11 protein-coding genes are annotated in these 12314 nt (G+C 35.2%); 7 read left to right on the top strand and 4 right to left on the bottom strand.

Annotation, left to right across the window (positions count from 1 at the left end; translation table 11 throughout):
* Window positions 1-1163: 1163 nt before the first annotated feature.
* Genes OZP07_RS10320 through OZP07_RS10310 form a run of 3 tightly spaced genes read left to right on the top strand, consistent with a single transcriptional unit; the run spans window position 1164 to window position 2543 of the window.
* Complete coding sequence (locus OZP07_RS10320) at window positions 1164-1919, top strand: hypothetical protein (protein ID WP_281638294.1); 756 nt, start codon at window positions 1164-1166, stop codon at window positions 1917-1919.
* A 1-nt stretch (window position 1920) separates the two neighbouring features.
* The gene (locus OZP07_RS10315; RefSeq protein WP_281638293.1) at window positions 1921-2316 is read left to right on the top strand and encodes a DUF5675 family protein; all 396 of its coding nucleotides are present in this window, start codon (window positions 1921-1923) and stop codon (window positions 2314-2316) included.
* A gap of 11 nt (window positions 2317-2327) precedes the next feature.
* Complete coding sequence (locus tag OZP07_RS10310) at window positions 2328-2543, top strand: hypothetical protein (protein ID WP_281638292.1); 216 nt, start codon at window positions 2328-2330, stop codon at window positions 2541-2543.
* Between the two features lie 859 nt (window positions 2544-3402).
* On the opposite strand, the gene OZP07_RS10305 is transcribed toward OZP07_RS10310, so the two are convergent.
* From OZP07_RS10305 to OZP07_RS10290, 4 genes are all read right to left on the bottom strand, one after another.
* The gene (locus OZP07_RS10305) at window positions 3403-3636 is read right to left on the bottom strand and encodes a hypothetical protein (protein ID WP_281638291.1); all 234 of its coding nucleotides are present in this window, start codon (window positions 3634-3636) and stop codon (window positions 3403-3405) included.
* Window positions 3637-4332: 696 nt separating this feature from the next.
* On the bottom strand, window positions 4333-4536 hold the full coding sequence (locus tag OZP07_RS10300; protein ID WP_194642811.1) for a hypothetical protein: 204 nt from the start codon (window positions 4534-4536) through the stop codon (window positions 4333-4335).
* A 405-nt stretch (window positions 4537-4941) separates the two neighbouring features.
* Complete coding sequence (locus OZP07_RS10295; protein WP_281638290.1) at window positions 4942-5775, bottom strand: RteC domain-containing protein; 834 nt, start codon at window positions 5773-5775, stop codon at window positions 4942-4944.
* A gap of 97 nt (window positions 5776-5872) precedes the next feature.
* Window positions 5873-8299, bottom strand: coding sequence for a bifunctional aminotransferase class I/II-fold pyridoxal phosphate-dependent enzyme/GNAT family N-acetyltransferase (locus OZP07_RS10290; protein WP_281638289.1), 2427 nt, complete (start codon window positions 8297-8299; stop codon window positions 5873-5875).
* A gap of 223 nt (window positions 8300-8522) precedes the next feature.
* Here OZP07_RS10290 and OZP07_RS10285 point away from each other — a divergent pair, with 223 nt between their 5' ends.
* The 4 genes from OZP07_RS10285 (at window position 8523) to OZP07_RS10270 (ending at window position 12281) form a co-directional block, all read left to right on the top strand.
* A complete protein-coding gene (locus OZP07_RS10285; RefSeq protein WP_281638288.1) occupies window positions 8523-8906 on the top strand; it encodes a DUF7793 family protein in 384 nt (127 codons plus the stop codon).
* 39 nt (window positions 8907-8945) lie between these two features.
* Window positions 8946-9866 (top strand): helix-turn-helix domain-containing protein, encoded by a 921-nt coding sequence (locus tag OZP07_RS10280; RefSeq protein ID WP_281638287.1) that lies wholly within the window; start codon window positions 8946-8948, stop codon window positions 9864-9866.
* 526 nt (window positions 9867-10392) lie between these two features.
* Window positions 10393-11907, top strand: a complete 1515-nt coding sequence (locus OZP07_RS10275) for a DoxX family protein (RefSeq protein ID WP_281638286.1) — start codon at window positions 10393-10395, stop codon at window positions 11905-11907.
* A 92-nt stretch (window positions 11908-11999) separates the two neighbouring features.
* Window positions 12000-12281, top strand: a complete 282-nt coding sequence (locus OZP07_RS10270; RefSeq protein ID WP_281638285.1) for a DUF6520 family protein — start codon at window positions 12000-12002, stop codon at window positions 12279-12281.
* The last annotated feature ends 33 nt before the right edge of the window (window positions 12282-12314 follow it).

Here is a 12314-nt window from a genome sequence, read left to right as displayed (position 1 = left end):
TCTGACACGAATTACACTAATCTGCACGAATTAAGATTGCTATTTAATTACACAAAATATTCGAAACTGTAAAAAGCTGTAAAATTTGATTTCACTTTTGATAAGAATTAGTGTTAATTGGTGAAATTCATGTTTATCTTTTTTTAAATGCGAATGCCGTGGTCTACTACTCAATAATACTGTTTACCAAAATTTATTGCTAAACTACTTTTTCTTTCTTTATGCATTCTTAATGCACTATCCATGCCTTTGGGTGGGCTTTACCCAGGAGTATGTTCGTCCTAAAATTATTTTGTCCTTTCCTAAAATAACTATACAGGTTATTTTTTCTTTTTATCAGATTGAATTGAGAAAAATAAAATAGCCACATATTAGAGCCTGTTTATGCACGGCATTCGCTTTTAAAAGTTTCTGACACGAATTACACTAATTTGCACGAATTAAAATCGCTATTTAATTACACAAAATATTCGAAACTGTAAAAAGCTGTAAAATTTGATTTCACTTTTGATAAGAATTAGTGTTAATTGGTGAAATTCATGTTTATCTTTTTTTAAATGTGAATGCCGTGCTGTTTAAGTTTTATTTATTGGCTCTCTCATGACGATTTTTGGCTACAACTTCGTTAATTTTTTATACAATAGCGCTGCTATTTTATAAAAATCCGCCTAGTTTCACTCAAAAATCATCTAATAATAAATCTCAAGACTAAACTACTATGGACTGAAAGTCCATAGAATTGGTTAGGCAGACTGAAAGTCTGCAACGCTGGACTGCGAAAATTGATGAAATTCTGCTACAGATTCACAGATTTAAAATCATTTTTTATCTGTAATCTGTGGCAAAAACTTTTTTAAAAACTAAAGCGGGATGCACTGAAAGTGCATCGTTTTAAACTCTATTTGAGACGAATGAAATTTAAACAGGCTCTTAAATTCTTATAATCATTCAGGACAATTAACGAGGTTTTTCTATAGGCAAAAAAAGCTATAATGATCTTTACAGCACTTATTGGCTGTTCCTGAACCCTATGCCTTTGATACTAAATACGATAGTAACACCTTTGCATTATAAATCCGCTTCTAGATGCATCGAAACTGATTTGTAAGGTTTGAAAAAATGTACCGAACATTTTAAACATCAACATTATACTAACAGAAATTATGGCTCAGCAAAAAGGCATTATTAAATTAAAAGGAACTATCGGGGATATTACTTTTTACAAAACTAAAGACGGACACATGGCTCGTGAAAAAGGAGGAATCGATGCAAAACGAATTGCAAATGATCCTGCTTTTCAGCGCACCCGTGAGAATGGTGCTGAATTTGGAAGAGCGGGAAAGGCTGGCAAAGTTTTGAGGACTTCCATACGATCCTTACTTTTAAATACTGCTGACAGCAGAATGGTCAGCCGACTGACGCAGTCTATGATCAAAGTAATTCAGGCTGACAGCACCAGTGAACGCGGGATGCGGAATATTATCGACGGAGAAGCGGAATTGTTAATTGGCTTCGAATTTAATATCAATGGAACATTAGGCACCAGTCTGTTTGCCCCGTATACCGCAGCAATTGAGCGTGTCAGTGGTGCAATCACTGTTGATTTCGCTTCTTTTGTACCTGCCAACATGATAGCTGCTCCAGCTGGTACCACTCATTTTAAAATCATATCGGCAGGAACGGAAATAGATTTTGAAGCAGAAACATTTATTGAATCGCATTCGGAGACACTGCCACTGCCATGGGATACACAGCCTACATCAGCTATTTCTCATATTAATATGGTAACCCCTAATAGCGGAAAACCACTTTTTTTAGCCTTAGGAATGGAGTTTTACCAAGAAGTCAACGGCAAAATGTATTCCCTTAAAAATGGAACTTACAACCCATTGGCTCTGGCGGCAGTAAACGGTATATAAGATGGTTTTACTATTGACCAGAACGTATTTTCCAGGAGGCACAAATGGGAAACTTGTCTGCAATGGCAAAATAATCTGTTATACGATTGAATTGCCGTGGAAAGACAATGCAAGCCAGGTTTCCTGCATTCCAGAAGGTGAATATTTTGTATGTAAGCGATACAGCAGAAAATTCAGATGGCATTTAGAAATTATGGATGTTAACAATAGAAATTTAATTTTATTTCATCCCGCTAATAATGCCTTAAAAGAACTGAAGGGCTGTATTGCTCCAGTTACCCAACTTTCGGGTTCAGGAATTGGACTCCAATCCAGACCAGCTTTTCTAAAGCTTAAGAAATTGGTCTATCCAAAACTTGACGAAAAAGAGAGTGTTTTATTACTTGTTCAATCTTAAAAATACCTATTATGAGTATTCTAAAAAGAGCTACTGCTCCTACTCCAAAATTCTTTAAAGTTCTTCGCACTATCGGGCTTGTTCTCGCAACTGCTGGTGTCAGTGTTATTACTGCTCCAATAGCACTGCCACCTGCGCTGATTTCAATTGCCGGCTATCTGACAGCTGCCGGCACTGTATTATCTGCCGTCAGCCAATTGACTACTCACCCTAATTTCGAATCCTGATGCAAGCCAGTAACAGTCCATTGATGGGAACTATCAGTGGTACTTTTCTGAGTATGGTGCCCAATCTGCAGTCGGAAGATGTTTTGAAGACTATTGTTCTTGCTATTATAGGAGCGGTTGTCAGTTTTAGCATTTCGATACTGCTGAAAAAGCTCATACGAAGGAAAAGGAAATGAAAAGAATTTTGAATTTTATAAGCCCATACCTAACGGTCTGGGCTTTTTCATTCAATACTTTTTTTTGCCACTGATTACACAAATTCCCACAGATTTCTTTAAATACCATGTGTTTTTTTTCGCCACTGATTGCACAGATTCTCACAGATTCCTTTAAATACCATGTGTTTTTTTTTGCCACTGATTGCACAGATTCTCACAGATTCCTTTAAATACCATGTGTTTTTTTTTGCCACTGATTGCACAGATTCCCACAGATTTCTTTAAATACTATGTGTTTTTTTGCCACTGACTGCACAGATTCTCGCAGATTTCTTTAAATACCATGTGTTTTTTTTGCCACTGATTACACAGATTCCCACAGATTTCTTTAAATACTATGTGTTTTTTTGCCACTGATTACACAGATTCCCACAGATTTCTTTAAATACCATGTGTTTTTTTTTGCCACTGATTACACAGATTCCTACAGATTTCTTTAAATACCATGTGTTTTTTTTGCCACTGATTACACAGATTCCCACAGATTTCTTTAAATACTATGTGTTTTTTTGCCACTGATTACACAGATTCCCACAGATTTCTTTAAATACCATGTGTTTTTTTGCCACTGACTGCACAGATTCCCACAGATTTCTTTAAATGCCATGTGTGTTTTTTAGCCACTGACTGCACAGATTCCCTCAGATTTCTTTAAATACCATGTGTTTTTTGCCACTGACTGCACAGATTCCCACAGATTTCTTTAAATACCATCTGTTTTTTTGCCACTGATTACACAGATTCCCACAGATTTCTTTAAATACCATGTGTTTTTTTTCGCCACTGACTGCACAGATTCCCACAGATTTCTTTAAATACCATGTGTTTTTTTGCCACTGATTGCACAGATTCCCACAGATTTCTTTAAATGCCATGTGTGTTTTTTAGCCACTGACTGCACAGATTCCCTCAGATTTCTTTAAATACCATGTGTTTTTTTTCGCCACTGACTGCACAGATTCCCACAGATTTCTTTAAATACCATCTGTTTTTTTGCCACTGATTACACAGATTCCCACAGATTTCTTTAAATACCATGTGTTTTTTTTCGCCACTGACTGCACAGATTCCCACAGATTTCTTTAAATACCATCTGTTTTTTTTGCCACTGACTGCACAGATTCTTACAGATTTCTTTAAATACCATGTGTTTTTTTTCGCCACTGACTGCACAGATTCCTACAGATTTCTTTAAATACCATGTGTTTTTTTTTGCCACTGATTGCACAGATTCCCACAGATTTCTTTAAATACTATGTGTTTTTTTGCCACTGACTGCACAGATTCTCGCAGATTTCTTTAAATACCATGTGTTTTTTTTGCCACTGACTGCACAGATTCCCACAGATTTCTTTAAATACCATGTCTGTTTTTTCGCCACTGACTGCACAGATTCCCTCAGATTTCTTTAAATACCATGTGTTTTTTGCCACTGACTGCACAGATTCCCACAGATTTCTTTAAATACCATGTGTTTTTTGCCACTGACTGCACAGATTCTCACAGATTTCTTTAAATACCATGTGTTTTTTTTGATGGGAAGGGCTTTACAGTGGAAAGAGGCTCTACTGTTATCCAATAATGAGCGGCTGTACCTGTTCTAATTTTAGTCCTGTGTATAAACAGAATTCTTCGATGCTTATAAACTGATGTTCATTTTTATTCAACTTCTTTTTGATTTCAATAAGAAGCAACCTTGAATATTTATAACTTTTACCAGTAATTATCTGAATGTCCTTTGGATAAATACATACTCTTTTCTGATCTATTTTCATTGATTACGCATAGTTAGTTCTTTTCATAAAAAAAGAAGTTCTGTCTTTTTTTCTTTGACAAAATTGAATGCTTTATTTCATTTTCTTTCCCTATGCGTTTCGTAGTTACGATGAAATTTAACATTTTCCTCACCCCCCAGCCCCTCTCCGGGCTGCTTCATTCTTCGCAATGACAGAGGGGGGAAGAACTGTGGGATGAATTATAAGTTGAGGAACGTTTTTTTTAAATAAATGACCACCCCGCCCGTTGGACACCCCTCCAGAGGAGGGGAATTTTATTTACAAAGAAGAGTTTAGTGTTATCGGACAGGCATTTAAATCCATAAAAAAATGCAGTACATGTGATTTTGAATGTATCACTTTACTGCATTTTGATTTTCGTAGTTACGAAAAGGTTACGAGTTTTTAGACTTCCTCTTCTTTATTGATTTTTTGTTTGAGGTTGAACGTTAACTCTTCTAAAAACTTAGTTTTACTACTTTTTCTGCTTTTAATTTCGGTGTAGGTTTTGTATATGTTATCTAATTTGATATTAAAAAAATCTTCAAAAGATGCAGTTATAGTATTGATGTCAGCTGCACCATTATTAAGAGAGCCATTGGAGTATAAAGCATAGATTAACTCTGTAATTGCAGTTTTGGGAGCTGTCCATACCAATACTTTGTGTTTCTTTTCTTCGAACATCATTTCATTACCAGCATTGAGTTTTTGCATTGCTTCACGGATGTAGTGAATGAATCGGTACATCGCTTTTATTTTTGCCCAAAGCATATCTTGTGAGGTTGAAAATTCCGGAAATTGATAATGATCAGTCATGGGGGTAAATGGAAAATTATCACGATGGTTTCTAGTAAAGAATTGATGATCCAGATAGCTGCATCCCTGTTCCATATAATGTACAAAGTCGGCATTTTTATAAAAGAACTTATTGATTTTTCGCAGTTCTTTTTGGAGGAACTGGACTTTATAGGAGTTTCCTGCTTTGGGCATTCTCAATTCACAAGAACGCACTTCTGTAAAATAAATCAATAAACTCATCGGAACTGGTTTAATGTTTTTGAAAAAATCGATCTCTTCCGGAACGGTATTGAAATCTTTTTTATCTACTATTTCTTTTAAACTTGTTAATGTTTTATTGCACAATACAATTCCATTGCCAGCTTTATTTTGCATTGTTTCGTCTGCTTCCAATATTCCATTGCAGGAATCATTAAATGATTCGATCGTTTTTTTAAACATGGGTTTGTTGTTTAAACCTCACCCCCGGCCCCTCTCCAAAGGAGAGGGGAGCGAAAAGCGGGTTAATTTTATAATTTTGTTCTAATTAAATTTAAAATTAATTTCGTGTTTTATATTCATTTTGTAGTGTCCCCATTAATTCCATTGCATAATTATCTCTTGCTTGAACATAGGCTAGTTTTGGAACTATTTTAGCTCCTAACTTTCTTTTTTCAAAAGAAGCAGACACGCCAAAATCTATTTTTTGAAACTGTAAAGTATTGGCTCTTTTTATAGTCTGGAACAGCAATTGTCTGTAAAGCTGGTATTCTTTTGCCCATTTATAATCCATTCCTATTAATTCCGGGACATAGGTGTAATTGTTGTTTTTGTAGCAAAACATCACTCCTACAAATGGATTTTCTATTTCAGCTTTCAGTGTTAAAACAATAAACTCCCAGTTGGGGTTTTCATTCATATTCTCGAAAACTTCTTGGGTATATCGAAATGTGTTAATGGCATAATTATTGTCTTTTACGTTGTTGTAGAGCTGGTATGCTCTTGTTATTTCTGATTTGCTTAATTTATCTTTTATTACAACATCATAGTGTTTTTCATAAGGTTCTATCTCTTTATTGAAATGTTTCCGTGACCGGGACGATAATTCATTAGCAAATTCTTCATTAGTACTCCATCCTTGGCTTTGCACCACACAGGATTCTGGCATGTCCATTTTGATATACCCCTGATCCAGTATTGATTTATTGTATTTGTTTCCTTCTTCAAAATCTCTTACAACCAACATATCTGCATTTAATGTATTGTATTTTTCATCTATACTATCCAATAAAAGTTTTACTGCTTTCTCTGCTAAAGGATGTTCATGATTGATGAAACAGTGTTTTCCTTCTGTAAATAAAGACCCCATGCCCAGTACTTTTGAGGTGAGGTATAAAGGATTGGTTTTTCTTATTTCTTCCAAGTGGATGGAGACCGATTCAGTTGCCAGCATATCGTCTTTCCAAAGTCCGTAAGTAAAAAAAGTCATCAGAATAATATTGCCTTCACTGTCTTTGATGGTGTAATAGTAAAAATCCCATTGATGCGCTGGGTCTGGGTGCTGACTGAATGTTTTTTCCAAATAAACGAGTCCTTCCCAATCGAAAATATTCTGTCTCCGCATGTATTGATCCCATTCTGATTTTTCGATATCCTGAATAGTGTTTTTTTCTTCAATAAAGAGTTCCTGTTCTTTTGATTCTGAAATCTTTTGTACTTTCCCAATTCCTAACCCAAAAGCCTGCCTTATTTTATTTTCGTTGCTATTAGTTTCTTCCAAAGCTTTAGGAAAATGGTGTTCCATTGCTTCGGCTAATGCTTTAATATCCTCGACTTGATTGTGACTGGAGAGCGTAATTCTAATTCCAGTATTTTTTATAGGTACAGCAGGATAAATTCCTAAATTCAAAAAAAATCCTTCTTTGAATAAACGTTTTAAAAAGTTATAACCCGCTGCGGGTGTACCCATTCCCAAGAAGAAAACCGGCGAATCATTTTTTGAAATTATAGGAAGATCTCCCATTGATAATAATTGATTGAAACAGCCTATTTTATCAGCTAAGTCTTTTTGCTTCAATTGAATTTCAGGTGATAAATGAATGTCTGCTGAAGCAATTGCTGCCGCTACAGATGCAGGTTCCAATTGAGCAGAAAAAGTGAGCGGTCCGCCAAAGTTTTTAATCTTATCTCTTAATTTCTGATTCCTGCAAAATACCGTTGCACCGCTGGCTCCAAAGGTTTTGCTTAATGTACTTACTACTACACAATTTTCTGGAAGTTCTTTAATTGTGTCAAAGATAAAACCAGTTCCATTTTTACCTCTCCAACTCATACCATGAACGTCGTCAAAATAGAAATTAAGCTGAGGGTATTTTTGAGTCAAATCCAATAATTCAGGAATAGGTGCGTAATCCCCAAACATGGAGTATACGCCATCAGCCATATACCAGATTTTATTGCACTTCGATGTTAACTGTTTGATTTTATCTTCCAACATCGTCAAATTACTGTGCCTAATCATTTCAACTGGAATTCCCCGCAGTTTTAAAAGCTGGCAGGCATTCTGTACACTCCAGTGTACCTGATGATCCATTATAACTGCATCTTCATCTCTTATTAGTGTTGGAATAACCGCTAAATGTCCCAGTGTACTGTTCTTGGCAATAATAGGCGGAATGCCATACATTCGTTCGATTTTGCTCTCCAGTTCGCTGTAAAGCGGATGTGAAATATATGATTTTGAAAGCGGGAACTGCGTACCATAATTGTTTATGGCTGCTATTGCAGCCTCTTTCAATCGAATATCTTGTTCTAGTCCCAGATATCCAGTTGTCCCGAAATGAAACATTTCCTTTCCATTGATTTGGATTGTCCTGCCTGTTAAAACTTTGCCTTCTGCATATAAGTGCAAAACACCTTCTTTTTTAGCTCCAGACAAAACCTCATCCACTGTATCGATGAAGTTATTGTGTTTGATTTTTGCCATTTGTTAGTTATTTTTTGGTCTTTTTTAAAATAGATTTCTAAAAGTCATTATAAAAAATGAAAGTTATTTCATCTAATTCTTTAATACTCCCAAATTGACAAGTCATATTCCCGAATTGACAACTAATACTACAAATTGCAACAAATAATCCCAAATTGGCAACTGAACTGTTAGTAAATGTTTATATTTTTGTTAAAATATTATCTTATTAAATTATCAGAACATGATTGCAGCCCATGATCTTTTTGAGAACGACTATGCCCGATTTTGGATTGCGGATAATATTCTCTTTTTTGAATATAAACCCAATACTATTATTGATCTGAAGACAGCTCAGTGTGTTGTAACCGATAGAATTCATTTTCAAAACGAAAGGTCTTACCCTGTTTTGTGTGATATCCGCGGTATTATTTCGACTGATAAAGCCGGACGGGACTATTTGGCCCAATCGGGTTCCATACTGACACAAGCCGTTGGGCTTGTTATACACGAAAAAGTATCCCTAACAATCAGCTCTTTTTATTTAGAAATAAGCAAACCCTCAGTACCCACAAAAATCTTCAATAAACACGATGAAGCATTGGCTTATTTGAAGCAATTTATTTAGAGGGAAGAAAATAGAGAATAGAACTGCATACTCAGTATTATGGAAAGACTGCATAACCAAGAGCGTATTGTTACCATGCATCAAATGTTATTTGAGATGGCGCGAGGCAATTTCAACAGCCGTATTCCCTTAAGTTCCTATGATGACGAATTGGAAACACTTGTTGTTTTAATCAATATGGTTGCTGAAGAAATGAAAGAATCCATTTTTCCTGCCGGCTATGTTAATTCTCATAAAACATATCAATTTATAACTCAAACTACTTTTGTTTTAGATGCTTCTTTTTTTATCAAAAGTTTTACTCCAGAAGTTATTCTATTTTTGGACTATTCGGAATCTGAGCTGTTGAACCAACCTTTGTCCGGCATTATTACCGAGACTTCTTTAGTACGGCTTCAAGAAGTATTTGACACAAATATTACCTTACCAATAACTATTACTTTAGATTTTACTCCCAAAGAACATTTGCCTGTTTCTGTTGCCTGCAGTATTGGAAAGCTAATTAACTGTTCGGAAATTATATTAAATCTTGTTACTCCTGTCTTGCAAGATTCCTATGATCCTTTGGCCTACGAGAATGAAAATGAGAAACATAGTAAAACCAGAAAGGCAGATGCACTTTTGATACAGAAACTTTATGATTATATTTTAGCTCATCTTGAAGAACCGCTTCCATCACTAAAAGTGCTTTCATCAACATTTGGCACTAATGAACATAAATTAAAAGATGGTTTTCGTCATTTTTTTAAGACCAGTATTTATCAATTTTATAATGATGAACGTTTGAAAAGAGCTTATTTTATGATGGAGCATTCAGGGATTCCTTTAAAAAATATTTCGGTTATGAATGGTTTTAATAATTATCCCACCTTTTCAAAGTCCTTTAAAAAACGTTTTGGTTTGTCACCAAACGAAATGAAGCGAAATGAAACTGGTTTTACTTCTTTACTGGAAGATTAAAGAAGATTTTTTCTTTTAGCTCACTTAATTCTTATTATTAACGGTGTTCGCTGAATCTTCGATTTGCCTTGATGCAAAAGAAACAAAAAATATTCATGTTTTATTATTGTTTTTTTGGTATTCATGAATCTTCGATTTCAAGCCTAGAATATTTTTACACCAAAAATCATCGAACAGATTTATCTCACTTCACTCTTATTTTTATTGGTGTTCGATGAACCTCACTTCATTCGGTTTGTCCTATCGCGACCCAGACGCTCGTGTTTCACACTCGACTCTCGGGTCACTCCCCACCGCCAGCGCGTAAATCCTTATCGTGATTTTAGGCGGAAAAATATAAGGGCGGAAAAGGACGTTTTCATAAGTTGATTTCTGTAATTATTCATGAATATTCTATTACAAGTGGAATTTGCTCCTGCTATTATTTAATCATAATCCGTTTTGGATAAGTATTGCTCCCAATAAGACAAGCGTTATTGTTTTGAAATTCAGAATTTTACTTTGTGGCACTAAAATCTATAATTCTATGATTCTGAATTCCAAAACAAAAAATATTTTTTTAGACTTTATAAGTCTGCTATATATTTTACTGTTCGTCTATGCTGCAGTCAGCAAAGTATTAGACTTTGAAAATTTCCAAGTTCAATTAGGGCAATCACCTCTATTAAGTGCTTTTGCAGGATCGATAGCATGGCTAGTTCCCGTGCTTGAATTAAGTATTGCATTGCTGATTGCTTTTAAAGAATGGAGATTAATAGGTCTTTTTGCAGCCTTTGGCTTGATGATAATGTTTACAGCTTATATCTATATTATTTTGAATCATAGTTCTTTTATCCCCTGTTCCTGTGGAGGTATTCTTGAAAAAATGGGATGGAAAGAACATCTGATATTTAATGTTTTTTTCGTGCTTTTAGCCTTTATCGGGATTTTATTTCTTTTTCAAAATAGAACAAAGGCAGTTACTGCTCAATCAAAAGCTATTTATTTATCCCTTTTGGCAACGGCTATAGCAAGTGCTGGAATTGTTTTTTTGTTTTTTTATTTATCTGAAGATATTATTCATCATCGAAACAATTTTGTCCGCCGTTTTCCCAGCGATGCTATAAAAGTTAATCAAATTGACCTCAAGTTTAATTCTTATTATTTTGCGGGCTATTCCAAAAACAGAATATATTTGGGAAATTCAACTGCCCCTCTTTTGGTTACAACACTGGATACACTGTTACATAAAAGTCAAGAATTCAGGATTCATCCCAATCGAACTAATTTTGCCTTTCAATCTGTTCAGGTCCGTGTTTTACCACCCAATTTTTATCTTATTGACGGATCTGTCCCTGTTATTTTTAAAGGAAAAATCAAAGATTGGAATGGATACGTGAAATGGAATGGAGCAACTACTTTTTCTCATTACCAATTAATCGATTCACTTACATTAGCTTTTCGCACGAGCAACACTTTCAATGGTGAGATTACCCTTGGATCGCTTTTCTTCGGAAGGGCATCAAAAGCAACTTTTAATTCTAAATTACTACAGAAGCAAATTGACGGAATTTTTGATGTTGATGGAATGTTACATTTTGATAATGATCTTAAAAAAATGGTTTATGTCTATCTGTATCGTAATCAATTTGTAGTTGCTGACCGGTCGCTTAATCTTAACTATAGAGGAAAGACTATTGATACAGTAAGCAAAGCCCAGATTAAGATAGCTGAAATCTCAAAGAGAAACGAACGAAAACTGGCGGCACCGCCCTTGATTGTTAATAAAGCAAGTGCAGTCTGTAAAAATTTATTGTTTGTCAATTCAGCACTCCTTGGAAAATATGAGCCTTCTGAAATGTGGAACCAAGCCAGTATCATCGATATATATAATCTTAACACCAATTCCTACGAAGGCAGCTTCTATATCTATCACATTGATAATGAGAAAATGCGCCGCTTTTTTGTTTTAGATAACAATTTTTACGGATTTATAGGGAGGTATTTGGTGTGCTATAAATTAAATAAGGGAATAACGAATTCGTATTTCAAATCAAAATGAAGCAACTTTTATAAACGCATATCGGCCGGTGTCAGGGAATAGATCGAAAACCTGTAAAAGAGTAGATCGCTAACATTTTAAACTTTGTAATTATGAAAACAATTTTTTTGAGACAGGTTATGCCTGCAGCGGTAATTGCACTTGGGATAGCCGGTGCTCTTACAACCAATGCTATGAATGTACATTCCAGAACAATTTCTTCTGTTCAAGGGTATGTTAAACTAAATCCACAAGGGACATCCTGTGAAGCACACGATGAATGTTCAACAGTCAATAATGGCGACATTTGTACTGTAGGCATGGATCCGTCTGGAGCTCAATTGTTTGGCAAGAATTCGGCCAACCAATGTGCTGTAGAGATCTACAGACCGTAGTCTGATTGTTATGTAAAAGCCAATGCAGTTCCA

Origin of the sequence: Flavobacterium marginilacus, from assembly GCF_026870155.1 — a bacterium.
Taxonomy (GTDB): domain Bacteria; phylum Bacteroidota; class Bacteroidia; order Flavobacteriales; family Flavobacteriaceae; genus Flavobacterium; species Flavobacterium marginilacus.
This window is presented reverse-complemented; position numbering and strand designations above follow the sequence as displayed.

What these genes read in the sequence shown, in the direction of transcription:
- OZP07_RS10320 (WP_281638294.1), top strand. Translation starts at nt 1,164, where the DNA reads ATGGCTCAGCAAAAAGGCATTATTAAATTAAAAGGAACTATCGGGGAT.
- OZP07_RS10315 (WP_281638293.1), top strand. Translation starts at nt 1,921, where the DNA reads ATGGTTTTACTATTGACCAGAACGTATTTTCCAGGAGGCACAAATGGG.
- OZP07_RS10310 (WP_281638292.1), top strand. Translation starts at nt 2,328, where the DNA reads ATGAGTATTCTAAAAAGAGCTACTGCTCCTACTCCAAAATTCTTTAAA.
- OZP07_RS10305 (WP_281638291.1), bottom strand. Translation starts at nt 3,636, where the DNA reads ATGGCATTTAAAGAAATCTGTGGGAATCTGTGCAATCAGTGGCAAAAA.
- OZP07_RS10300 (WP_194642811.1), bottom strand. Translation starts at nt 4,536, where the DNA reads ATGAAAATAGATCAGAAAAGAGTATGTATTTATCCAAAGGACATTCAG.
- OZP07_RS10295 (WP_281638290.1), bottom strand. Translation starts at nt 5,775, where the DNA reads ATGTTTAAAAAAACGATCGAATCATTTAATGATTCCTGCAATGGAATA.
- OZP07_RS10290 (WP_281638289.1), bottom strand. Translation starts at nt 8,299, where the DNA reads ATGGCAAAAATCAAACACAATAACTTCATCGATACAGTGGATGAGGTT.
- OZP07_RS10285 (WP_281638288.1), top strand. Translation starts at nt 8,523, where the DNA reads ATGATTGCAGCCCATGATCTTTTTGAGAACGACTATGCCCGATTTTGG.
- OZP07_RS10280 (WP_281638287.1), top strand. Translation starts at nt 8,946, where the DNA reads ATGGAAAGACTGCATAACCAAGAGCGTATTGTTACCATGCATCAAATG.
- OZP07_RS10275 (WP_281638286.1), top strand. Translation starts at nt 10,393, where the DNA reads ATGATTCTGAATTCCAAAACAAAAAATATTTTTTTAGACTTTATAAGT.
- OZP07_RS10270 (WP_281638285.1), top strand. Translation starts at nt 12,000, where the DNA reads ATGAAAACAATTTTTTTGAGACAGGTTATGCCTGCAGCGGTAATTGCA.